The sequence below is a fragment of the Mesorhizobium sp. M1403 genome, from assembly GCF_040317695.1.
Classification (GTDB): Bacteria; Pseudomonadota; Alphaproteobacteria; order Rhizobiales; family Rhizobiaceae; genus Mesorhizobium.
The window spans coordinates 199,253-222,893 of the sequence record NZ_JAMYKY010000004.1 but is presented as its reverse complement, the minus strand read 5'-3'; the positions used below and the strand labels follow the sequence as shown (position 1 = coordinate 222,893).

General features: G+C 63.4%; 22 protein-coding genes. 5 read left to right on the top strand and 17 right to left on the bottom strand.

The window, feature by feature from the left end; all coding sequences use genetic code 11:
• Nucleotides 1–4: 4 nt before the first annotated feature.
• The 7 genes from kduD to uxaC all read right to left on the bottom strand — a co-directional run bounded on the left by kduD (nt 5) and on the right by uxaC (nt 6,782).
• Nucleotides 5–772: a 2-dehydro-3-deoxy-D-gluconate 5-dehydrogenase KduD gene (kduD, locus tag NKH01_RS10595; RefSeq protein WP_352845254.1), complete on the bottom strand. Its 768-nt coding sequence runs from the start codon at nt 770–772 to the stop codon at nt 5–7.
• Nucleotides 769–1,626: a 5-dehydro-4-deoxy-D-glucuronate isomerase gene (gene kduI / locus NKH01_RS10590; protein WP_353020120.1), complete on the bottom strand. Its 858-nt coding sequence runs from the start codon at nt 1,624–1,626 to the stop codon at nt 769–771. The genes kduD and kduI overlap by 4 nt, the downstream gene beginning before the upstream one ends.
• A 28-nt stretch (nt 1,627–1,654) precedes the next feature.
• Nucleotides 1,655–2,431 (bottom strand): FadR/GntR family transcriptional regulator, encoded by a 777-nt coding sequence (locus NKH01_RS10585; protein WP_352480962.1) that lies wholly within the window; start codon nt 2,429–2,431, stop codon nt 1,655–1,657.
• A gap of 10 nt (nt 2,432–2,441) precedes the next feature.
• On the bottom strand, nt 2,442–3,722 hold the full coding sequence (locus NKH01_RS10580; protein WP_353020119.1) for a TRAP transporter large permease: 1,281 nt from the start codon (nt 3,720–3,722) through the stop codon (nt 2,442–2,444).
• A gap of 4 nt (nt 3,723–3,726) precedes the next feature.
• Nucleotides 3,727–4,254 (bottom strand): TRAP transporter small permease, encoded by a 528-nt coding sequence (locus NKH01_RS10575; RefSeq protein WP_023719697.1) that lies wholly within the window; start codon nt 4,252–4,254, stop codon nt 3,727–3,729.
• A gap of 103 nt (nt 4,255–4,357) precedes the next feature.
• On the bottom strand, nt 4,358–5,335 hold the full coding sequence (locus NKH01_RS10570; RefSeq protein WP_352494130.1) for a TRAP transporter substrate-binding protein: 978 nt from the start codon (nt 5,333–5,335) through the stop codon (nt 4,358–4,360).
• Between the two features lie 37 nt (nt 5,336–5,372).
• A complete protein-coding gene (gene uxaC, locus NKH01_RS10565) occupies nt 5,373–6,782 on the bottom strand; it encodes a glucuronate isomerase (protein ID WP_353020118.1) in 1,410 nt (469 codons plus the stop codon).
• Nucleotides 6,783–6,957: 175 nt separating this feature from the next.
• Here uxaC and NKH01_RS10560 point away from each other — a divergent pair, with 175 nt between their 5' ends.
• Complete coding sequence (locus NKH01_RS10560) at nt 6,958–8,460, top strand: mannitol dehydrogenase family protein (protein ID WP_353020117.1); 1,503 nt, start codon at nt 6,958–6,960, stop codon at nt 8,458–8,460.
• Complete coding sequence (gene uxuA, locus NKH01_RS10555) at nt 8,457–9,635, top strand: mannonate dehydratase (RefSeq protein WP_352494127.1); 1,179 nt, start codon at nt 8,457–8,459, stop codon at nt 9,633–9,635. The genes NKH01_RS10560 and uxuA overlap by 4 nt, the downstream gene beginning before the upstream one ends.
• A gap of 1 nt (nt 9,636) precedes the next feature.
• Here uxuA and lepB read toward each other — a convergent pair whose 3' ends face one another.
• The 7 genes from lepB to NKH01_RS10520 all read right to left on the bottom strand — a co-directional run bounded on the left by lepB (nt 9,637) and on the right by NKH01_RS10520 (nt 16,491).
• Entirely contained in the window at nt 9,637–10,614 is a 978-nt protein-coding gene (gene lepB / locus NKH01_RS10550; protein WP_502895829.1) for a signal peptidase I, read from the bottom strand.
• 89 nt (nt 10,615–10,703) lie between these two features.
• Complete coding sequence (locus NKH01_RS10545) at nt 10,704–11,111, bottom strand: F0F1 ATP synthase subunit epsilon (protein ID WP_353020116.1); 408 nt, start codon at nt 11,109–11,111, stop codon at nt 10,704–10,706.
• Nucleotides 11,112–11,213: 102 nt separating this feature from the next.
• Nucleotides 11,214–12,779, bottom strand: coding sequence for a F0F1 ATP synthase subunit beta (gene atpD, locus NKH01_RS10540; RefSeq protein WP_352494126.1), 1,566 nt, complete (start codon nt 12,777–12,779; stop codon nt 11,214–11,216).
• A gap of 67 nt (nt 12,780–12,846) precedes the next feature.
• Nucleotides 12,847–13,731 (bottom strand): F0F1 ATP synthase subunit gamma, encoded by an 885-nt coding sequence (locus NKH01_RS10535; RefSeq protein WP_023719705.1) that lies wholly within the window; start codon nt 13,729–13,731, stop codon nt 12,847–12,849.
• 28 nt (nt 13,732–13,759) lie between these two features.
• Complete coding sequence (atpA, locus tag NKH01_RS10530; RefSeq protein ID WP_023719706.1) at nt 13,760–15,289, bottom strand: F0F1 ATP synthase subunit alpha; 1,530 nt, start codon at nt 15,287–15,289, stop codon at nt 13,760–13,762.
• Nucleotides 15,289–15,849: a F0F1 ATP synthase subunit delta gene (locus NKH01_RS10525; protein ID WP_023719707.1), complete on the bottom strand. Its 561-nt coding sequence runs from the start codon at nt 15,847–15,849 to the stop codon at nt 15,289–15,291. The genes atpA and NKH01_RS10525 overlap by 1 nt, the downstream gene beginning before the upstream one ends.
• A gap of 246 nt (nt 15,850–16,095) precedes the next feature.
• A complete protein-coding gene (locus NKH01_RS10520; RefSeq protein ID WP_023719708.1) occupies nt 16,096–16,491 on the bottom strand; it encodes an AGROH133_08824 family phage infection protein in 396 nt (131 codons plus the stop codon).
• A 215-nt stretch (nt 16,492–16,706) separates the two neighbouring features.
• Here NKH01_RS10520 and NKH01_RS10515 point away from each other — a divergent pair, with 215 nt between their 5' ends.
• Both NKH01_RS10515 and NKH01_RS10510 read left to right on the top strand, forming a co-directional pair.
• Nucleotides 16,707–16,952: a type II toxin-antitoxin system Phd/YefM family antitoxin gene (locus tag NKH01_RS10515; RefSeq protein WP_023719709.1), complete on the top strand. Its 246-nt coding sequence runs from the start codon at nt 16,707–16,709 to the stop codon at nt 16,950–16,952.
• Entirely contained in the window at nt 16,949–17,404 is a 456-nt protein-coding gene (locus NKH01_RS10510; RefSeq protein ID WP_352640107.1) for a type II toxin-antitoxin system VapC family toxin, read from the top strand. Before NKH01_RS10515 ends, NKH01_RS10510 begins: the two co-directional genes overlap by 4 nt.
• Nucleotides 17,405–17,412: 8 nt before the next feature.
• On the opposite strand, the gene NKH01_RS10505 is transcribed toward NKH01_RS10510, so the two are convergent.
• On the bottom strand, nt 17,413–19,596 hold the full coding sequence (locus NKH01_RS10505) for a primosomal protein N' (protein ID WP_352480965.1): 2,184 nt from the start codon (nt 19,594–19,596) through the stop codon (nt 17,413–17,415).
• A gap of 90 nt (nt 19,597–19,686) precedes the next feature.
• On the opposite strand from NKH01_RS10505, the gene fsa reads away from it, so the two are divergent.
• On the top strand, nt 19,687–20,340 hold the full coding sequence (gene fsa, locus NKH01_RS10500) for a fructose-6-phosphate aldolase (protein WP_023719712.1): 654 nt from the start codon (nt 19,687–19,689) through the stop codon (nt 20,338–20,340).
• A 101-nt stretch (nt 20,341–20,441) separates the two neighbouring features.
• Here the strand turns inward: fsa and NKH01_RS10495 are convergent, their stop codons facing one another.
• Complete coding sequence (locus NKH01_RS10495; RefSeq protein ID WP_023719713.1) at nt 20,442–21,023, bottom strand: LPS assembly lipoprotein LptE; 582 nt, start codon at nt 21,021–21,023, stop codon at nt 20,442–20,444.
• Entirely contained in the window at nt 21,010–23,634 is a 2,625-nt protein-coding gene (gene leuS, locus NKH01_RS10490; RefSeq protein WP_352814991.1) for a leucine--tRNA ligase, read from the bottom strand. Before leuS ends, NKH01_RS10495 begins: the two co-directional genes overlap by 14 nt.
• Between the last annotated feature and the right edge of the window lie 7 nt (nt 23,635–23,641).

Below are 23,641 nucleotides of genomic sequence, written 5' to 3'. Positions count from 1 at the left end.
TTGTTCATCGCGCCAGCCAGCCGCCATCCACCGGCACCACCGCGCCGTGCATATAGTTCGACGCCGGCGCCAGCAGGAAGACGGCTGCGTCGCCGATGTCTTCCGGCGCGCCCCAGCGCCCGGCCGGAATGCGCGCCAGGATCGAAGCGCTGCGGTCGGGATCGGCACGCAGCGCCTCGGTGTTGTTGGTCTCGATATAGCCTGGCGCAATGCCGTTGACGTTGATGCCCTTTGCCGCCCATTCGCAGGCGAGCAGTCGGGTGATGCCGAGCACGCCATGTTTGGAGGCGGTGTAGGAGGCGACACGGATGCCACCCTGAAAACTCAGCACCGAAGCGATGTTGACGATCTTGCCACGCCGTCCCGGGTCGGCAAGCACGCGCCTGGCAAAACTCTGGCTGAGGAAGAACACCGTCTTGAGGTTGACGCCGATGACGTCGTCCCAGTCGGCTTCGGTCAAGTCGACCGCATCGGCACGCCGGATGATGCCGGCATTGTTGACCAGGCCGTCGAGCGGCCCCGTATCGTCCCAGACGCGGTCAAGCATCGCCTGGGCGGCGGCATCATCGCCAAGGTCGCAGCGGACCGCCTCGAAGCGTCCGCCGGCCGCCGCAATCTTCTCCGCCGTCTCGTCCATCGCCGAGCGACCGACGCCGACGACCGCGCCGCCGGCACGCGCGATCGACACGGCGATGCCCTGGCCGATGCCGGTATTGGCGCCGGTGACGAGGATACGCTTGCCGGCAAGGCTGAAGGCCGCGAGGTCGCTCACTTGAGCTCCTCCATCGCCACCAGGTCGACATCGGTATAGTCGACATTGTCGCCGGCCATCGCCCAGATGAAGGCGTAGTTCGAGGTGCCGGCGCCCGAATGGATCGACCATCCCGGCGACAGCACCGCCTCCTCGTTGCGCACGACGAGATGACGCGTTTCGTCCGGTTCGCCCATGAAGTGAAACACCCGCGCCGTCTCCGGCAGGTCGAAATAGAGATAGGCCTCCATGCGCCGGTCATGCACATGGCATGGCATGGTGTTCCAGACCGAACCAGGGGCAAGCTGGGTCATGCCGACGACCAGCTGACAGGTCTTCACGCCATCGGCATGGATGAACTGAAAGATCGAGCGTTCGTTGGAGGTCGCCTGGCTGCCGAGATCAAGCCGCTTGGCATCGCCGATGCGGATCAGCCGGTTGGGATGGCTCTGATGCGCCGGCGCGCTGAGCAGGTAGAACTTAGCCGGCTCAGCCGGATTGGTCGCAGCGAACGATACCTTATCCGTGCCCATGCCGAGATAGAGCATGTCGCGCGCCTGCAGCTCGTAAGATTGACCGCCGGCTGTCACGATGCCTGCACCGGCGATGTTGACGATGATAATCTCACGGCGGTCGAGAAAATTCTTGGTCCCGGTTGGCTTGATCGCCCGCAGCGGCAGCGGCGCGCCGGCGGGCATGGCACCACCGACGATCATGCGGTCGTAGTGGGTGTAGGTCAGGCTGATACGGCCTGGCTGGAACAAGTCCTCGATCAGGAAATTGTGACGCAGTTCGTCCGTACCCATCGCCGCGGCAGAAACAGGATCGATGGCGAAGCGCGAGGTAAAATCCGTGTGATTGTCGGTGTGATTCATTGCTGTCCCATGGAGCTGCCTCAATTGCTTATTCAGTTGCCGCGGCCTTGACCGAGTCGGCATAAAACACCTGGCGCGCGTGCAGGCGCTCGCGATAGCGCTGCTGGCTGGCACCGAGATGCGCGCGCATCGCCTCCCGTGCCGCCTCGGCATCGCCTGCCGAGATGGCATTAAGGATCATCAGGTGTTCGCGCTGCAGGCCGCGCTGGTAGGCGTCGGACTGCGCGAATTCGGTCGACCAGGGCGAGGTCACATCGCAAGGGATGGCGCGCCGGCCGAGCACATCGAGCATCTCGACATAGAACGGATTGTTGGTGGCGCTGGCGATTGCGCGGTGGAAGGCGAGGTCGGCCGGTCCCGTCGGCTCGCTGTTGAGGAGCAGCCGTTCGAACTCGAAGAAGGCTTCCTGGATCGCCGCTTCCTGTGCGGCGTTACGGCGGAGGGCGGCGAGCCCGGCGGATTCGATCTCGATCGCCAACCTGACTTCGAGCACGTTGAGGGCAATTGAATCCTTGCTGCCCATCTCCGCTGCCAGAGCCCCGAACGCTGTCGAGATATGCTCGGTGACAAAGACGCCGGCGCCTTGGCGCGGCTCGACCAGGCCGTCCGCGGCAAGCTTGGCCAGCGCCTCGCGTATCACGGTGCGGCTGACCCCGAAGGTTTCAGTCAACTGGCCCTCGGTCGGCAGCTTTTGCCCAGGCTGGATCTCGCCCGCCTGCAACTGCTTGCGGATCGCGGCGACGACGGTTTCCGAAAGCTTCGGTCTTCGTTCGACGCGGAGCCCGACTGCGGTGTCCGATGCCATGTCGCAACCCCTATTTGAAGACGCTCGGCAGCCATAGCGAAATGGCTGGAATGTAAGTGACGAGCGCCAGCACCACGAGGCCTGCGCCATAGAACGGCCAGATCGAGCGCATCGATTCCCAGACGGATATCTTGCCCACTGCGCACGCCACGAACTGCACTGCGCCCACCGGCGGCGTGTTCAGCCCGATGCCGAAATTGAGGATCATGATGACGCCGAAATGCACCGGATCGACGCCGTAGGCCTGCGCCACGGGCAGGAAGATCGGCGTGCAAATGATGATCGTCGGCCCCATGTCCATGAACGTGCCGAGGAACAGCATCAAGAGGTTGAGCAGCAGAAGCACGACCAGCGGATCGTCCGAGATCGCGTTCATGGAGGCTATCAGCGCTGCCGGTACTTTCAGGAAGGCCATCAGCCACGAGAATGCCGCCGCCATGCCGATGATAAGCAGCACCATGGCCGTGGTGCGCACGGCGCCATGGGTGGCATGAACGAACCCTTCCCAGGTCATCTGCCGGTAAACGAAGACAGTCACGAGCAGCGCATAGATGACGGCGATACAGGAACTCTCGGTGGCCGTGAAGACGCCCGATCGTACGCCGCCGAAGATGATCGCGATCAGCAGCAGGCCGGGCAACGCGACGGCGAAAAGATGCGCGACCGCGGTGAAGCCCGGAAACGGCTCGGTCGGATAGCCGCGGGAGCGCGCCACGAAATAAGCGGTGACCATCAGTGACAGGGCCAGCAGCAGGCCCGGGATGATGCCGGCCGTGAACAGATCGGCGATGGAGATCTTTCCGCCTGCCGAGATCGCGTAGATGATCATGTTGTGCGACGGCGGCAGCAGCAGCGCGATCAGCGCCGCCATCGACGTGACGTTGACGGCGTAGTCCGCTCCATATCCACGCGCCTTCATCTGCGGGATCATCAGGCCGCCCACCGCGGCTGCCTCCGCCACCGCGGAGCCCGAAATGCCGCCGAATAGTGTAGCGGTCGCGATGTTGACCTGCCCGAGGCCGCCGCGCAAATGGCCGACGAGCGAGCCGGCGAAGGCAACGATCTTGCTGGCGATGCCGCCGCGCACCATCAAGTCGCCGGCGTAGATGAAAAACGGAATGGCCAGCAGCGAAAAGACGCTCATGCCGGAATTCAGGCGCTGGAAGACGATCAGCGGCGGCAGGCCCATATAGAGGACGGTGGCCAGGCTTGCGACGCCGAGGCAGAAAGCGATCGGCGTGCCGATAAGCATCAGCAGGGTGAAGACGCCGAAGAGAATCCACAGTTCCATGGCGTCAGACCTTCACGTTGGCGGTGTCGAGTTCGGCTGCGACTTCGGCCGGCGGCAATTCATCGAGGGCATCGTCGATCGGCGCGCCGGAGAGGCGAAGCACGATGCGCTCCAGCGTGAAGAGCACGATGAGCGCGCCTCCCGCGACAAGCGGGACATAGTCCCAGCCCCCCGATATGCCGAGTGACGGCAAGACAGAGCCCCAGGTCAATGCGACCAGCTGGCTGCCATACCAGATCATGCCGATGCCGAAGGCGAGCGCGACGAGGTCCGAAATCATCCGCAGCCAGCGCTTGCCGCCTTTTGGCAGCACGTAGAGCAGGACGTCGAAGCCGAGATGATAGTTCTCGCGCACGCCGACGGCAGCGCCGAGGAAAATGAACCAGCTCATCAGCATCACCGAGCCCGGCTCGGTCCAGCTCGGCGAACGATTCAGAACATAGCGGCCGAACACTTGCCAGGCGACGAAGGCGGTCATCAGCACCAGCCCGATGCCGGCGATCGACAGCGCCGCCGTGCTGACGCGCGACATCACTTGCGCGACGCCGGACAGGAGCGGTCTTGGTTTTGGGCTGGAAGTCACCGGTTTTCTCCGCAAGAGGACGGCGGCGCGGGATGTCCGCGCCGCCGCTTGATCACTGCACGGCCTTGATGGCTTCGACCATGGCCTTCAGCTTGTCGTCCTTGACGTGCTTCTCGTAGACCGGGCCCATCGCGTCGATGAAGGGCTGCTTATCCGGCGTCGTGATCTGCGAACCGGCCGCCTCGACCTTGGCGCGCGATTCCTTGACCTTGGCGGTCCACAGCTCGCGCTGCTTGGCGACGCTCTCCTTGGCGGCCGCCTTGAAGATCGCCTGGTCTTCCGGCGTCAGCTTGTCCCAGCTCGACTTCGCCATGACGAAGGCTTCCGGCACCATCGTGTGCTCGTCGAGCGAATAGTATTTGGCGACTTCCGCGTGCTTGGCGGTGTCGTAGCTCGGAAAATTGTTCTCCGCGCCGTCGATCACCCCGGTCTCGATCGCCGAATACACCTCGCCATACGGCATCGGCGTCGCGTTGGCGCCGAGTGCCGCCACCATGTCGACGAAGATGTCGGACTGGATGACGCGGAACTTCATACCGGCCATGTCGGCTACAGTGTTGATCGGCTTCTTCGAATTGTAGAAGGAGCGCGAGCCGCCGTCGTAAAAGGCGAGCAGCACCAGCCCGACCTGGTCGAACGCCGCCGCGATCTGGTCGCCGATCGCTCCGTCCATGACCTTGTGCATATGGTCTTCCGAACGGAAGATGTAGGGCAGCGAGGGTACGGTGGTCTCCGGGATGAGCCCGTTGAACGGCGCCATCGAGACGCGGTTGAGATCGATCACGCCGGTGCGCACCTGCTCGATCGTGTCCTTTTCCTCGCCGAGTTGCGCGGAAGGATAGAGTTCGACCACATAGCGGCCGGCCGTGCGCTCTTTCACGAGCTCGCCGAAATATTTGACCGCCTCGACCGTCGGATAGCCGTCCGGGTGTGTGTCGGACGAGCGCAGAACCGTCTGGGCGCTTGCCGTTCCGGCCAGCAGTGCGGCGGCAAGTAGCGTAGCTCCCGCCAGTCTTGAAAAATGCAGCATTGGTTTCCTCCCGTTTGAACGATGGCGGCAAGCGCCGTTAGAGCCGGTACGCCTTTTTCGCGAGCGTATAGGCAAGTTCCTGCGCCAGCTCGTGCGCCTCGTCCTCGCCGAGCCGATGCTCGGCGACGAGACGCGCCAGATATGCGCAATCGACCCGGCGCGCCACATCATGGCGGGCCGGTATGGATGGAAAGGCGCGGGTGTCGTCGTTGAAACCGACGGTGTTGTAGAAACCGGCCGTTTCGGTGGTCATCTCACGGAACCGGCGCATGCCTTCGGGGCTGTCGTGGAACCACCAGGCCGGCCCGAGCTTCAATGCCGGGTAGACACCGGCGAGCGGCGCCAGCTCGCGCGCATAGCTGGTCTCGTCGAGGGTGAAGAGGATGATGGTGAGATCGCGCTTCAACCCGACACAGTCGAGCAGCGGCTTCAACGCCGTCACATAATCGGTTCGAGTCGGGATATCGAAGCCTTTGTCCCTGCCGAACTTCTGAAAGACAGCCGGCGAATGATTGCGCCAGGAGCCGGGATGGATTTGCAGGACCAGCCCGTCGTCACGGCTCATCTTGGCCATCTCGGTCAGCATCTGGGCGCGAAACAGCTTTCGCTCGCGCTCGTCGTTCGAGCCCCGGCGGATGCGGTTGAACAGCTCCTCGGCGGCGGCATCCGAGAGATTGGCGGTTTCGGCTGTTGGATGGCCGTGATCGGAGGAAGTCGCGCCAAAGCTCTTGAAGAAGGCGCGCCGCTGGCGATGCGCATCGAGATAGCCGGCCCAATTGCCGGTGTCGCAGCCGGTGATCTCGCCAAGCCGGTCGAGATTGGCCGAAAAGCCTTCGAAGTCGGGATCGACGATCGCATCCGGCCGATAGGCGGTGACGACGCGGCCCTCCCAGCCGCTGTCGCGGATCATCTGGTGCCATCTGAGATCGTCGAGCGCGCCTTCGGTCGTCGCGATGACCTCAATGTTGAAGCGCTCGAACAGCGCTCGCGGGCGAAAATTCTCCCACTGCAGCAGCGTCGCGATCGTGTCGTAGTGGCGGTCGGCCGTCTTGGCATTCAGCGGCTCGTCGATACCAAACAGATGGGCGAGCACATGGTCGAACCACAGCCGGGTCGGCGTGCCGCGGAACAGGTAATAATGCTCGGCGAAGCGCCGCCAGATCGTTCTGCCGTCGGTTTCCACCGGCGAACCGTCAAGCGTCGGCACGCCAAGCTCCTCAAGCCGAACACCCTGGCTGAACAGCATGCGGAAAATGTAGTGGTCCGGCACGATCAGCAACTGCGCCGGATCGGGAAACGCCTCGTTGAGCGCATACCAGCGCGGATCGGTGTGGCCGTGCGGGCTGACGATCGGCAGGTCCTTGACCGCGGCGTAGAGATCGCGGGCCAGCGAAAGCGGGCGCGCCTCGGCGGCAAACAGCAAATCTGGATCCGTCAATGCGGCCACGTAAATCCTCCCAATCCGGACATCGGTAGGGTTGGAAAGAAATAATGTCAACATACAAAAAATGGGTTGTTGTATGATGACTTTTCGTCGGCCATTGCCCATTGTGCGTGACGGCAACGGGTGTTACGCCGCCTGCCAACAGTGACCCAGCAACCTCGATCAGACACGCCGCGCAATGACCAATAGACGCCTTTCCAACAGCACGCTGAAGGCACTGCCGGCTTCGGTCGCGGTTCCCCGCTACGACCGCGGCGCTATTGCGCCAGGCATCGTCCATCTCGGCGTCGGCGCGTTCCACCGCGCCCACCAGGCGGCCTATGTCGACGACTGTCTGGCGGCTGGAGAGACAGGCTGGGGCATTGTCGGCGTGTCCTTGCGCAGTCCAGGCACGCGCGACGCACTGGCGCCGCAGGATGGCCTCTACACACTGGCGATCAGGAGCAGCGTCGAAGAAGAGCTGCGCGTCGTCGGTTCGATCCTGTCGCTGCTGGTGGCGCCGGAAGATCCGGCTGCGGTGCTCGCCGCTCTGACCGATCCGCTCACCCGTATCGTCACGCTGACGATCACCGAAAAGGCCTATCTGAGGGCAGCCGGCGGCGGACTGGACAATACCCACCCCGACATCGTCCATGATCTGGCTAACCCGCAAATGCCACGAACGGCGCATGGTTTCCTGACGGAGGCGCTGTCGCGCCGCCGTGCCACCGGCATCCAGCCTTTCACCGTGCTCTGCTGCGACAACCTTCCGGCCAATGGCGCCACGCTGCACCGCCTGCTGGTCGAATTCGCCGCACTGCGCGATTCCAGGCTCGCCACTTCAGGCGATGCCAGGCTCGCCGCACACATCGCCGACGGCGTCGCCTTTCCGTCGAGCATGGTCGACCGCATCGTGCCGGCGACCACGGATGCCGACCGGGCGCGTATCGCCGTAGAGCTCGGCGTCGAGGATGCCTGGCCGGTGATGACCGAGCCGTTCTGCCAATGGGTGGTCGAGGACGACTTTCCGGCCGGCAGGCCGGCCTGGGAAAAGTTCGGCGTCACTATGGTCGGCGACGTCGGGCCGTTCGAGGACATGAAGCTGCGGCTGCTCAACGGCTCGCATTCGGCAATCGCCTATCTCGGCCTGCTCAGCGGCTACGACACGGTCGACCGCGCCTTTGCCGATCCGGCGATCCGGCAATTCGTCGACGGACTGTGGGCCGAGGCGATCCCGACGCTGCCGCAGGACGCCGGGCTCGATACGGCCGGCTACACGGCCCAGCTCGCCGAACGTTACTCGAACACGGCGCTGGCCCATCGCACGGCGCAGATCGCCAATGACGGCAGCCAGAAACTGCCACAGCGCATCGTCGCCTCGGCCGTCGAGCGGCTGAGTGCCGGTGATCCCCCAGCCCATCTGATGCTGGTGGTGGCCGCCTGGATCGCCGCTTGCGAGGCGCGCGGCAAGACCTTGCCCGAAGCCCATTTCACCGACCCGATCGACACTCGGCTTACGGCGCTCGGCAGCCGGCCGGCTGATGAAGCTGTGACAGCGATGTTCGATCTCGCCGGCTTCGCCAGGGACCATTCCCAGCGCATGACACTGATTGATCTGACGACAGCCCATCTCGAGCGCCTGCGGCGGGGCGGGCCTGCCGCTGCCTTGGCGGCGCTTGGCATAGGGAGTGAGAAGCCATGAGACAGACTTGGCGCTGGTTCGGGCCCGACGACCCGGTGACGCTTGCCCATGTCCGTCAGGCCGGCGCCGTCGGCATCGTCAGCGCGCTGCATCACCTCAATGACGGCCGCGCCTGGCCGGCTGACGAGATCGCCAGGCGCAAGGCAGAGATCGAGGCAGCAGGCCTGACCTGGGACGTGGTCGAGAGCATCGTCGTCCACGAGGACATCAAGACCCGCAGTGGCGACTGGCGCACCCTGATCGACAATTATAAGGCCTCGATCCGCGCCGTCGCTGCCGCCGGCATCAACACCATCTGCTATAATTTCATGGCGATCACCGACTGGACGCGCACCGACCTCGACTATCCGATGCCGCATGGCGGCACGGCGCTGCGCTTCGATGTCGTCGAGCTCTGCGCCTATGACGTCTTCATCCTCGAGCGAAAACGGGCGGAGGCCGATCACCCGCCGGCCCGTGTCGAGGCGGCGCGTGTGCGGCTGCAAGGCATGAGCGAAAGCGACAAGGCGAGACTGGAGCTCAACCTGATCGGCTGGGTGCCGGCGCGCGAATTCATCTTCGATCGAGCGAGCTTCCGCCGCGCCCTCGACCTCTACAAGGACGTCTCTACCGAAGGACTGCGCGAAAACCTGTTTGCCTTCCTGCGCGAGATCGTGCCGGTTGCCGAAGAGGCCGGCGTCAGGATGGCGATCCACCCCGACGATCCGCCTTTTTCGTTGTTCGGCCTGCCGCGCATCGTTTCCAAGGCAGCCGATGCCCGCGCGCTGCTCGACGCCGTCGCTTCGCCGGCTAACGGACTGACACTGTGTACCGGCTCCTACGGCGCGAGCGCGCAGAACGATCTGCCGGCAATGGCGAAGGCTTTCGCCGAGAACATCCATTTCGCCCATCTGCGCAATGTCACCAAGGAGCCCGACGGCTCCTTCCACGAAGCCGAGCACCTCGACGGCGACACCGACATGGTGGCGGTCGTGTCGGCGCTGATTGGCGAGGAGCGGCGGCGCAAGGCGGCAGGCAGGGCGGACTGGCAGATTCCGATGCGTCCGGACCATGGCCATGCCATTGTCGACGACATCGGCAAGAAGGTGAACCCCGGCTATTCCTGCATCGGCCGCCTGAAGGGCCTCGCCGAACTGCGCGGCGTCATGCGCGCCGTGGAAGCGCTGACGGTGTGAGCTATTTGCCTGACGGATCCAATACTTGCCGGGAAGAATAGTCGACGCCTTTAGAATTCCAGAACAGCCGCACGGCCTTGCCGACCAGATTTTCACTGGGAATAAACCCGACGCTGAATCGGCTGTCGGAGGAATTGTCCCGATTGTCGCCAAGTGCAAAATAGTGGCCTGCGGGCACGATCCACGAGTTCGTGTTGTCCCCGATGGATGAATCTGTCAGGTTGAGAACGGTGTAGGACACGCCCTCTGGCAAAGTTTCACGTTGAAGTTTGACTGGATCGGGGAACTCTTCGGACGAAAAAGAGCCGATATCCTCGAGCCCCACCGCTACCTCGTTGATGTAAAGCATCCCGTCGATGATCTGGATCTTTTCGCCCGGAAAGCCGACGATCCGCTGGATGTAGTTCACGCTCGGATCGGGCGGGAACTTGAATGCCACCACATCTCCCCTTTTGGGTTCCGCGCCCAATAGGCGCCCGTCAAATGAGAGCACGTTGAAGGGCACGCTGTAGCGACTGTAGCCGTATGCGGATTTGGACACGAAGAGATAGTCGCCCTCCCGCAACGTCGGCGTCATGCTGCCAGACGAGATCGAAAACGATTGGAACACCAACGAGCGGATTACAAACGCAGCCACGATGGAGGCGTAAAACGCCAACACGAACACCGACACCCCTTGCGCATACCATTTGTCCGGCTTGAACCGATGCGCAAAGGGAACAACGAGCGTCGCCCACAGGATCATCAAGCCGATACCTGAAAAGTTGCCCGCCGCCGCAAGATCCATGCCCGGCACCACCGGAATTCCGATGTAGCAAAGCGCGATGCTGACAGCACTGATCACAAACAGGCTTATGACAGCCAGTTTGCCAGCGCCAATCCATAGAAATCCGCCAAACGGGCCGCCAAGGGCCGACACCAGGGCCGTCGACCATCTGGATCGCGAGACTGTTTCTTGTTGCACTGTTTGTTCTGTCATCGGCCCCCCACGCCAAGGCAGCCTGACTGTTCACCAAATAAAAAAGCGAGGCAAGCCTCGCTTTCTCGACGCCGAACTGATCCTTCGCGTTAAGCCGGCAGGATGGCGCCTTCAAGCGTGGTGAGCTGGTTAAGGAACTGCTCGGCCTTGCTGCGGGTCTGGTCGTCCTTGGCGTCGGCGGCGTCTTCCCTCGCCTCCTGGATGCGGCGGGCAAGCTCGGCGCGGTCGATGTCGCCGACGGCCACAGCCGATTCCGCCAGCAGCGTGCAGCCGGCCGGAACGATGTCGGCAAAGCCGCCGAACACCACGTAGCGTTCTTCCTTGCCGGAAGCGGTCCTCAACGTGACGACGCCCGGCTTGATCGTGGTCATGACCGGTGCGTGATGCGCCATCACCGTCATCTCGCCCTCGGCGCCCGGAATGACGACAGATTCGACCTGCTCGGAAACCAAGAGGCGCTCCGGCGAGACCAGTTCGAACTTGAAAGCTTCAGGCATGATCAATTTAGCGAATAGGGAATAGTGAGTAGCGAGTAGTGAAGAAACTCGTCCGGCTCATAGACCCCTATTCGCTACTCCCTATTCGCTATTCGCTTTGGCTTACGCCGCTTCAGCCGCCAGGCGCTGTGCCTTCTCGACCGCTTCCTCGATGCCGCCGACCATGTAGAAGGCGGCCTCCGGCAGATGGTCGTAGTCGCCGTTGCAAAGGCCCTTGAAGCCCTTGATGGTGTCGGCAAGGTCAACCAGCTTGCCCGGCGCGCCGGTGAACACTTCGGCGACGAAGAAGGGCTGCGACAGGAAGCGCTCGATCTTGCGGGCGCGGGCAACCGTCTGCTTGTCCTCTTCCGACAGCTCGTCCATGCCCAGGATGGCGATGATGTCCTGCAGCGACTTGTAACGCTGAAGGATCGACTGCACCTGGCGCGCGACCTGGTAGTGCTCCTCGCCGACAACCATCGGGTCGAGCATGCGCGAAGTCGAATCGAGCGGATCGACCGCCGGATAGATGCCCTTTTCCGAAATCGCGCGGTTGAGCACGGTCGTCGCGTCGAGGTGGGCGAATGAAGTCGCCGGTGCCGGGTCGGTCAAATCGTCGGCCGGCACATAGATCGCCTGCACCGAGGTGATCGAACCCTTGGTCGTCGTGGTGATACGCTCCTGCAGCGCGCCCATGTCGGTGGCCAGCGTCGGCTGGTAGCCCACGGCCGAAGGAATGCGGCCGAGCAGCGCCGACACTTCCGAGCCCGCCTGCGTGAAGCGGAAGATGTTGTCGACGAAGAACAGCACGTCCTGGCCCTGGTCGCGGAAGTATTCGGCAACCGTCAGGCCGGTCAGGCCGACGCGCGCGCGCGCGCCCGGCGGCTCGTTCATCTGGCCATAGACGAGCGCGGCCTTGGAGCCTTCGCCGCCGCCCTTCTTGTTGACGCCGGACTCGATGAACTCGTGATAGAGGTCGTTGCCTTCGCGGGTGCGCTCGCCGACGCCGGCGAACACCGAGAAGCCGCCATGCGCCTTGGCGACGTTGTTGATCAGTTCCTGGATCAGCACCGTCTTGCCGACGCCGGCGCCGCCGAACAGGCCGATCTTGCCGCCGCGGGCATAGGGGGCCAGCAGGTCGAGCACCTTGATGCCGGTGACCAGGATCTGCGCTTCCGTCGACTGCTCGACATAGGTCGGCGCCGGCTGGTGGATCGAGCGCATCTCGATGCCGTCGACCGGGCCTGCCTCGTCGACCGGCTCGCCGATGACGTTGATGATGCGACCGAGCATGCCAGGGCCGACCGGCACGGTGATCGGCGCGCCGGTGTCATAGACGTCCTGGCCGCGAACCAGACCTTCGGTGGAGTCCATGGCGATGCAGCGTACGGTGTTTTCGCCGAGATGCTGGGCCACTTCGAGCACCAGGCGATTGCCGACATTGATCGTCTCAATCGCGTTCAGGATCGCCGGCAGATGTTCGCCGAACTGCACGTCGACAACAGCGCCGATGACCTGGCGAACCTTGCCCGCCAAGCCGGTTTTCTTGATGGTAGCGGCCGGCGTATTCACGGCGGCGGCCTTGGTTGCTGCCGCCTTCTTGGCCGGAGCGGCCTTTGCTGCCGCCGGAGCCTTTGCTGGTGCCGCGGCCTTAGGGGCTGCCGTCTTCGGGGTCGCTGCTTTCGCCATCGTCTTTACCCTTTTCGTCTCTTTGTTTCTCACACGCTTGAGGTCGATGACCTCCTTGGGAGCGTGCCTAGAGCGCCTCGGCGCCCGAAATGATTTCGATCAATTCCTTGGTGATCTGCGCCTGCCGCTGGCGGTTGTAGGTGATCGACAATTTGTTGATCATGTCGCCGGCATTGCGCGTCGCATTGTCCATGGCGCTCATCTTGGCGCCCATCTCGCCGGCCGCATTCTCGAGCAGCGCGCGGAAGACCTGCACGGAGATGTTGCGCGGGATGAGATCGGAGAGGATTTCGCCCGGCTCCGGCTCGTATTCGTAGACAGCGCTGCCACCATCCTTCGCTTCAGCAGCATCCGAAACCACGCCCGCCGGGATAATTTGCTGCGCTGTCGGGATCTGGCTGATCACCGACTTGAACTGCGAATAGAACAGCGTGCAGATGTCGAAGCCGCCTTCGTTGAACAGGTGGATCACCTTCTTGGCGATGGCATCGGCATTGACGAAGCCCAGCGTCTTGACCTCGCGCAGATCGACACGCTCGATGATCAGCGCCCCGTAGTCGCGGCGCAATATGTCGAACCCCTTCTTGCCGACGCAGATGATCTTGACCTGCTTGCCGTCGGCCAGAAGCTTGCGGATGTGGTCGCGGGCAAAGCGGGCGATCTGCGAATTGAAGCCACCGCACAGGCCGCGTTCGGCCGTGCAGACGACAAGCAGATGCACGTCGTCCTTGCCGGTACCGGTCATCAGCGCCGGGGCATCGCCGCCACCGCCGATCGCCTGGGTGATGTTGGCCAGCACCGCGCCCATGCGCTCCGAATAGGGACGCGCCGCTTCAGCCGCTTCCTGCGCGCGGCGCAGCTTCGCCGCGGCGACCATCTGCATCGCCTTGGTGATCTTCTGCGTCGCCTTGACCGAGGCGATACGGTTACGAAGGTCTTTTAACGAAGGCATGCTTCAAACCTGATCCCGTCCGGCCCACTCAAGCAAAGGTCTTGGCGAAGGCGTCGATCTCTGCCTTCAGCCTGGCGCGCAGATCGTCGGACAGCGCCTTCTCCTTGCGGATGCCGTCGAGCACGTCCTTGCCGGCCGAGCGCATGTGCGACAACAGCCCCTGCTCGAACTTGCCGACCTGGTTGATCGCCAGCTTGTCGAGATAGCCGTTGACGCCGGCGAAGATCACCGCGACCTGCTCCTCGACTTTGAGCGGCGAGAATTGCGGCTGCTTCAAAAGCTCGGTCAGGCGCGAGCCGCGATTGAGCAGGCGCTGCGTGGCGGCGTCGAGATCGGAGCCGAACTGCGCGAAAGCCGCCATTTCGCGGTACTGCGCGAGCTCACCCTTGATCGAGCCGGCAACCTGCTTCATCGCCTTGATCTGCGCCGAAGAGCCGACGCGCGACACCGACAGGCCGACATTGACCGCCGGACGGACGCCCTGGAAGAACAGATTGGTTTCCAGGAAGATCTGGCCGTCGGTGATCGAGATGACGTTGGTTGGGATATAGGCCGACACGTCGTTGGCCTGCGTTTCGATGATCGGCAGCGCCGTCAGCGACCCGCCGCCATTGTCGTCGTTGAGCTTGGCGGCCCGCTCGAGCAGGCGCGAGTGCAGGTAGAAGACGTCGCCCGGATAGGCCTCGCGGCCCGGAGGACGGCGCAGCAGCAGCGACATCTGGCGATAGGCGACGGCCTGCTTCGACAGATCGTCATAGCTGATCAGCGCGTGCATGCCGTTGTCGCGGAAATATTCGCCCATGGTGCAGGCGGTGAACGGCGCCAAGAACTGCATCGGCGCCGGATCGGACGCGGTTGCGGCGATGATGATTGAATAGTCGAGCGCGCCGCGCTCTTCCAGCACCTTGACGAACTGCGCCACGGTCGAGCGCTTCTGGCCGACGGCGACATAGACGCAGTAAAGCTTTTCCTTCTCCGGGCCGTTGTCGTGCACCGATTTCTGGTTGAGCATGGTGTCGAGGATGATCGCGGTCTTGCCGGTCTGGCGGTCGCCGATGACCAGCTCGCGCTGGCCGCGGCCGACCGGGATCAGCGCGTCGATGGCCTTGAGGCCGGTCGACATCGGCTCGTTCACCGATTTGCGCGGGATGATGCCGGGCGCCTTGACGTCGACGCGCTTGCGTTCGGTGGCCTGGATCGGGCCCTTGCCGTCGATCGGGTTGCCGAGCGCGTCGACGACGCGGCCGAGCAGGCCCATGCCGACAGGCGCGTCGACGATGGCGCCAGTGCGCTTGACGGTATCGCCTTCCTTGATGTCACGGTCGGCGCCGAAGATAACGACGCCGACATTGTCGGCTTCGAGGTTGAGCGCCATGCCGCGGATGCCGCCGGGGAACTCGACCATCTCGCCGGCCTGGACATTGTCGAGGCCATAGACGCGGGCGATGCCGTCACCGACGGACAGCACCTGGCCGACTTCGGAGACCTCGGCCTCCTTGCCGAAATTCTTGATCTGGTCTTTCAGAATTGCGGAAATTTCCGCGGCGCGGATGTCCATCAGCCGACCTCTTTCAGTGCAAGCTTGAGCGAATTGAGTTTGGTTTTGAGCGACGTATCGATCTGGCGCGAGCCGATCCTGACCACCAGCCCGCCGAGCAGCGACGGATCGACGGTGACGGTGATCGCCACATCCTTGCCGGCGACGCTTTTCAGCGCCGCTTTCAGCTCGGTTTCCTGGGCAGGCGTCAGCGCATGCGCCGAGGTGACCTCGGCGGCGGTCTCGCCGCGGTGTTCGGCGGCGATCTGGCGGAACGCCTTGATCATTCCTGGCACGGCGAAAAGCCGGCGGTTCTGGGCAACGACGCGCAGGAAATTGCCAGTGAGGCCCGTGATCCCCGCTCTGTCGGCGATCGCGGCGATCGCCTTGGCCTGGTCTTCGCTGGAGAAAACCGGGCTCCTGATCAGCCGCGAAAGGTCAGCGCTGCCTTCGAGCATCGCTTCGAAACTGTTGAGGTCGGTCTCGACGCTGGCCACCGAATTGGCCTGCAGCGCGAGTTCGAACAGCGAACCCGCATAGCGTTCTGCGACACCTGAGATTGGCGATGACGATTGGGCCACGGACCGTCTTTTCTCTTGTCTGACAGGCCGCAGATTGTTGGCGCGAGCAAAAACTCTGGCTAAATCTTTGACCTTACTGCATTTTTCCAAGCACGGAGGCGCGGCTTCCGCTATCCCCGGTCGAAAGTCGATTGCCGTCTAGCACAGGCATTTTCAGACCGCAATGCGTCGTCCGGCATGGTTTTCAGGCACTATTGTCGCATCCGCTCGCCGAGTTCAGCAACCAACCCCGGATTGCTCTGTGATTCAAGGCAAAAAGCCGAAGGCGAACGCAAGCGGCAGCGCCGCCAGCACCAGCTCGACGACGATGGATGCCCAGTTGAACGGCGTATTGGCGCCGTCCGACATCATCGACAGCAGCCGGCCGAAGGCGGTGAATAGCCAGGAGAAGCCGAGCGCCATGTAGAGCAGCGGCTGCGCCAAGAGGATGCAGCACAGGCTGACGCCGAGATAGAAGCCCGACATCCGGCCGCGCCCCTCGGCGATCGCCGCTGCCTTCTCCGGTCTGACCTGCAGCCGCAGGATGCGGAACGCCAGCTGTGGAGCCAGGAATAGCAACAGGCCGAGCAATAGAGTCGCGACCGCGCTCGACCATGCCAGCCACTCGCCCTGGCTCATCGGCCATGGAAACGCAAATTCCATCCTTGTCCCCTCGTAAATGGATATTCAAAATTTCGGGCATTCTAGCGAAGCAACTGACATGCGCCAGATGGGCCGTCGGCAATTTGCAGGGCGCGTCAGCTCAACGCGAGCGCGACCGTTGTCTCGACCGGGCTAACAGGACGTTAAACAATGGGCTGTTTTTTTCTGCACAATTCCTATATTGTGACTACATGAGACCACAAGGGGTTCCGCGCATGAAGACGATGCAACTGCGAGAGGCAAAGGCCAGCCTTTCCGCGCTCGTGGAGGCCGCTGAGAACGGTGAGCCCACGGTTATCACCAAGCACGGCAAGCCCGCAGTCATGGTGGTGCCAATCGGTGAGGGACGGAAACTTTATCCGCAGAACAGCCAAAAAGACTTCGTGGATTTCCTGCTTCGGTATCCAGGCGGCATCGAGCTTGAGCGAAACGAATCGCCGTCGCGGGAAGTGGAGTTTTGACCGGCTATCTGCTTGATACGTCTTTTCTCTCGGCATTTGCACCTGGTAGGCCTCTGCTTCCGTCACACGTGCAGAACTGGGTTGCTGTACAAGGAGAACGCGGCTCTTGGCAGCTCTCGTCGATCGTCATCTTGGAGGTGGAACGAGGAATCGCGAAACTGAAGCGGGCGGGCGGGCATATGAAGGCGGAGCGCATCAATGAGTGGTTCGAAAGGTTGCTTCTAGAGTTCAACCAGCGCATCCTTCCCATCGATTTAGCAATCGCGCGAGAAGCCGGAAAACTGGAAGACGCCACTATCGCCAGAGGCGCCAATCCGGGACTGGCGGACGTTCTGATCGCAGCTACCGCCCGTTTGCACGGCCTGTCAGTTTTGACGGCCAACACCCGGCATTTTGCGATTCTCGACGTGCCTTACCTGAACCCATTCACCGAACGCGTCTCGAAAGGGTAATCGACACCTTACAAAAAGCTTTGCGGGTCGATATCGACCTGGACCCGCACCGAGGCCCTTATCTTCGGTCCCTCGGCCAGCATGGTGCGGATGAACCCTTGCATGTCGGCGCGCCGCTCGCCCTGGATCAGTAGGCGAAAGCGATGGCGGCCGCCGATCAATGACAGCGGCGCCTCGGCCGGACCGAGGACGAACAGGTCGATGGCTTGCGGCGCGGCACGGCGCAGGCCGCGGGCGTGCCCTTCGGCTTCCGCCCGGGTCGCCGCGCTGACGATGACGCCGGCGAGCCGGCCGAAGGGCGGCAGCCCCGCCCGCTCGCGTTCGGCGATCTCGCGCTCGTAGAAGGCCTCGGCATCGCCGGAGACGATCGCCCGCATCACCGGGTGGTCGGGTTGGAAGGTCTGCAGCAGGCCAAGGCTCTTCTTGCCGGTGCGGCCGGCGCGGCCGGTCACCTGGCTGAGCAGTTGGAAGGTGCGCTCGGCGGCGCGTGGGTCGCCATTGGCCAGGCCGAGATCGGCATCGACGACACCGACGAGCGTCATGTTGGGGAAATTGTGGCCCTTGGCGACGAGTTGCGTGCCGATGACGATGTCGGCCTCGCCATTGGCTATGGCTTCGAGCTCGAGCCGCAGCCGCCGCACGCCGCCCATCAGGTCGGACGACAGTACGATGGTGCGGGCATCAGGGAAATGCGCGACGACCTCCTCGGCGATGCGCTCTACGCCCGGCCCGCAGGCGACCAGATGATCGAGCGTGCCACATTCCGGGCAGGCCTCGGGCCGGCGTTCATTGTGCCCGCAATGGTGGCAGACGAGCTGACCGCGAAAGCGGTGCTCGACCAGCCAGGCCGAGCAGACCGGACAGCCGAAGCGGTGGCCACAGACCCGGCAGAGCGTCAGCGGCGCATAGCCGCGCCGGTTGAGAAACAGCAGCGACTGTTCCTTTCTTTCCAGCGTCTGCCGTATATGGCCGAGCAGTACAGGCGACAGGAAGCCGCCGCGCGCAGGCGGCGCACGGCGCATGTCGATCGTCTTGAGATCGGGAAGTGCCGCCTCGGCAAAGCGCGCCGAAAGCACCGCCCTGCTGTAGCGGCCCTGGCTGGCATTGACCCGGCTTTCGACCGACGGTGTCGCCGAGGCGAGCACGACCGGGAACCCGCCGATATGGCCGCGCACCACGGCCATGTCGCGCGCGTTGTAAAAGACGCGATCCTCCTGCTTGTAGGCGGGGTCGTGCTCTTCGTCGACGACGATCAGCCCAAGCTCCCTGAACGGCAGGAACAGCGCCGAGCGCGCGCCTGCGACCACCCGCACGCCGCCTTCCGCCACCTGCCGCCAGACCTTTTCGCGCATTCTTGGCGGCAGGTCCGAGTGCCACTCAGCCGGCTTGGCGCCGAACCGCTCCTGAAAGCGCTCGAGGAAGGCGTGGGTCAGCGCGATTTCCGGCAGCAGGATCAACACTTGCGTGCCGCGATCGAGCGCGGCCGCAACCGCCTCGAAATAGACCTCCGTCTTGCCGGATCCGGTTACACCGTCGAGCAGGGTGACGCCGAATATGCCGGCCGCGACATTGGCGCGCAGCATCTCGGCGGCATCGCTCTGGTCGGGCATCAGTGCCGGCACGGCGTAGCCGGGATCGGGTGCTGCGACCACCGGCCGCGGCGGGATCATCACCGTCTCGAATACCCCCTGCGCCCTCAGCCCGTCCACCACCGTCGACGACACGCCTGCCGCATGCGCCAGGCCCGACCGCGTCCAGGCGAGCCCACCTTCGGCCGTTTCCAGCACGCGCGTCCTCGCCTCCGTCATCCGGTCGGGCTTGGCGAAGGTGCGCTGCAGCCCTTCGATCCACGGCTCCGGATCGAACGCCTCCGGCGCCCTGAGCAGCATGCGCGCCACCATGCCGGGCGGCGACAGCGTGTACTGCGCCACCCAATCGACAAAACGCCGCATCGCGCGGTCGATCGGCGGGCAGTCGAAAACCTGCTCGATCGGCCGCAATTTCTTCGCGTCGACCTTTTCGACGGCGCCGTCCCAGACGATGCCGGCGACCTGGCGGGGCCCAAGCGGAACGCGCACGATCGAGCCCGGCACCACGCGCATGCCAGCCGGCACAGCATAGGTGTAGGGGCGCTCAGCAGGCATTGGGACCAGCACCGGTGCGGCCGCGACAAAGGGCGAATCTTCGATCATGAGGCGTGACCTTGCCCCGACTTTGGTCTAGATCAAAGTCCGACCCCGAATGTGCATGACCTGCACATCAAAAATCTTCAGGAGACCGCCATGAAATTTTTTGTCGACACCGCCGATGTCAAGGAAATCCGTGAGCTGAACGATTTGGGGCTGCTCGACGGCGTAACCACCAATCCGTCGCTGATCCTGAAATCGGGCGGCAAGATCGCCGACGTCACCAGAGAGATCTGCGAGATCGTCAAGGGACCGGTCTCAGCCGAAGTCGTTGCCACCGAGTACAAGGATATGATGGCGGAGGCCAAGATCCTGGCCAGGATCGCCGACAATGTCTGCATCAAGGTGCCGCTGACGCTCGACGGCCTGAGAGCCTGCAAGGACATCCGGTCGGACGGCCGCATGGTCAACGTCACGCTGTGCTTCTCGGCCACCCAGGCGCTGCTCGCCGCCAAGGCCGGCGCCTCCTTCATCTCGCCCTTCGTCGGCCGCATCGACGACAGCGGTTGGGACGGCATGGAACTGATTGCCGATATCCGCACCATCTACGACAATTATGATTTCCAGACCGAAATCCTGACCGCTTCTGTGCGCACGGTGAACCATGTCAAACAGGCGGCACTGATCGGCGCCGACGTCATCACCGCCCCGCCGGCGACGCTCAAGGCGCTGGTCAAGCACCCGCTGACCGACAAGGGCCTGGAGCAGTTTCTCGCCGACTGGGCAAAGACCGGCCAGAAGATCGGCTGAAGCGAAATATCCTACGTCGAACAAAAAAGGCCGAGCAATCGGCCTCTTGCTGACAGCGCAATCCGCCACAGACGGAGCGCTTCAATCCAGGATGGAGAGACCTAGCTTGCCGCCGGCTTGCCGTGCTTGATCAGATCTTGGGCGATCGACAGCCGCAGCACATCCGCCAGTTCGCGCGCCGCGCGGTTCTCGGCGTCGATCTGCGCCCGATACGACGCGAATTCCTGGCGCGGCCTATCGTATGAGGACGGGATAGAGCGCTTGCCCCTCGCTATGACCGTGCCGGTCTTGGCATCGCTCAGCACATAGTTGGCGGTCAGCGTCACTGTGCCGGCGGTCGGCTCGTCCTCGTCGGTCGTGACCTGCTCGATTGCCGCCGATTCGACGAGTTCGGAGACGCCGAGATCAAGCGAATAGACCGGCGAAGCAGGCTCGCCGGCGCCCTGGCCGAGCGCGAAGATCAGATTGTTGCGGACCTGCTGGGCGTAGCGGGTCTTGACCGGCTTGACCGAGATCGATGCCAGTTCGGCAGCAGCGCCGACCTGAGAGCCGGCGATCAGCGGCGCGCTTGAATAGAGCGGCCGCACCGTGCAGGCGGAAACCAGCGCCACCGAAGCGAGCAGCCCGTAGAGCATGATACGGCGCGGCGTCAGCTCCGCTTTTTTCGGATCAGGCAACAACATTGACGATCCTCTGCGGCACGATGATCACCTTGCGCGGTGCCTTACCTTCGAGCGCTTTCTGCACGAAGTCGAGGGCCAGAACCGCTTTTTCGACCGCACCTTGGTCCGCGTCGCGGGCAATTGTCAAATCGCCGCGCTTCTTGCCGTTGACCTGGACCGGCAGCACGATCTCGGCGTCGACGACAAGCGAGGGATCGTAGTCCGGCCAGGGCCGTTCGGCGACAAGGTCGGTGCCGCCGAGCGTCTGCCAGCACTCCTCGGCCAGATGCGGCATGACCGGCGCGATCAGGTGCACCAGGATCTCGACGGCTTCACGGCAGGCCGCTTGGAGCGCCGGACCGGCCTTGCCTTCGGCTGCCTCGTTGAGCGGTACGGTCAAGGCATTGGCGAGCTCATAGATACGGGCGATGGCACGGTTGAAGGCGAGCTTTTCAATATCCTCGCCGACAGACTTGAGGATCTTGTGCGCGGCCTTGGACACTGTTCCGGCCTCGCCGTCCTTCGCCGCCTCTGGCCGAACTCCGGCGAGCGAATCGGCAGCCGTCAACACCAGCCGCCAGATGCGCTGGATGAAGCGATGCGCGCCGGCCGCACCCTCGTCGGTCCATTCGACATCGCGTTCGGGCGGCGAGTCCGACAGCATGAACCAGCGCGCCGTATCGGCGCCGTAGCCGTCGGTGATCTCTTCCGGGCTAACGGTATTCTTCTTCGACTTCGACATTTTTTCGAGCGGACCGATCACCGCCTCTTCGCCAGTGGCGATTTCGAAGGCGCGGCGCTTGCCGTCGGCGTCCTCCAGCCTGACCTCGCTCGGCGCAAGCCAGCGGCCGTTCGAGGCGCCGCCAACCCGATACGTCTCGTGCACCACCATGCCTTGCGTGAACAGGCCCCTGAACGGCTCGGCGAGATCGACATGGCCGGTCTCGCGCATGGCGCGGGTGAAGAAGCGAGAATAGAGCAGGTGCAAAATGGCGTGCTCGATGCCGCCAATATACTGGTCGACCGGCAGCCATTCAGTCGCGGCCTTGGGATCGGTCGGATCGTTGGCCCAGGGCGCGGTGAAGCGCGCGAAATACCACGACGAATCGACGAACGTGTCCATCGTGTCGGTTTCGCGCCGCGCATCCTTGCCGCAACGCGGGCATTTGACGTGCCGCCATGTCGAATGACGGTCGAGCGGATTGCCCGGCCGGTCGAACTCGATATCGTCAGGCAGCCTGACCGGCAGGTCGGCTTTCGGCACCGGCACAACGCCGCAATCCTCGCAATGGATCATCGGGATCGGGCAGCCCCAATAGCGCTGGCGCGAAATGCCCCAGTCGCGCAGGCGGAAATTCACCTTGCGCTCGGCCATCGGCCGGTTGCCGATGGTCTTCTGTTCGAGCAGCTTCGCCACCTCGTCGAATGCCTGATCCGGCTTCATGCCGTCGAGGAAGCGCGAATTGATCATCACGCCGTCGCCGACATAGGCCTCGTCGATGATCTGGAAGCTTCCTTGATTCTCGCCTTCCGGCATCACCACTGGAATGACCGGCAGGCCGTATTTGTTGGCGAAGTCGAGGTCGCGCTGGTCACCGGACGGGCAGCCGAAAACGGCGCCGGTGCCGTAGTCCATCAGCACGAAATTGGCGACGTAGACGGGCAGCGTCCACTTCTCGTCGAACGGATGGACGACGCGGATGCCGGTATCGAAGCCCTTCTTCTCGGCCGTCTCCAGGGCCGCCACCGACGTGCCCATGTGGCGGACCTCGTCGATGAACTTTGCCAGCGCCGGATTGTCTTCGGCCGCCTTTTTGGCCAGCGGATGGTCGGCCGCAATCGCCATGAAGGAGGCGCCGAAGATGGTGTCGGGCCTTGTCGTATAGACTTCGAGCTCATGCTCGCCGGCGACTGGCTTGGCCAGCGGCCAGCGGATCAGCAGGCCTTCAGAACGGCCGATCCAGTTCGCCTGCATCAGCTTCACTTTTTCCGGCCAGTCGTCGAGCTGGTCGAGCGAATCCAGCAGATCCTGCGCATAGTCGGTGATCTTGAAGAACCATTGCGTCAGCTCGCGCTGTTCCACCAGCGCGCCCGAGCGCCAGCCGCGCCCGTCGATGACCTGCTCGTTGGCAAGCACCGTCATGTCCTCCGGATCCCAGTTGACCTTGGAGGATTTGCGCGTCACCAGGCCCTTCTCGACGAAATCGAGGAACAGCATCTGCTGGCGGTGGTAATAATCGACATCGCAGGTAGCGAACTCGCGTGCCCAATCGAGCGACAGGCCCATGACCTTGAGTTGCTCGCGCATGGCAGCGATGTTCTGATAGGTCCAGTCCTTGGGATGGACCTTGTTCTGCATTGCTGCGTTTTCGGCTGGCATGCCAAAGGCGTCCCAGCCCATCGGGTGCAGCACGTTGAAACCCTTGGCCCGCTTGTAGCGCGCCACCACGTCGCCCATCGTATAGTTGCGGGTATGGCCGATATGGATGCGCCCCGATGGATAGGGGAACATCTCCAGCACGTAGTATTTCGGGCGCGGGTCATCGTTGTCGGCTTCGAACAGCTTCTTGGCGTCCCAGGCCTTCTGCCATTTGAGCTCTGACGCGCGCGGATTGTATCGTTCGGTTGCCATCGGGTGT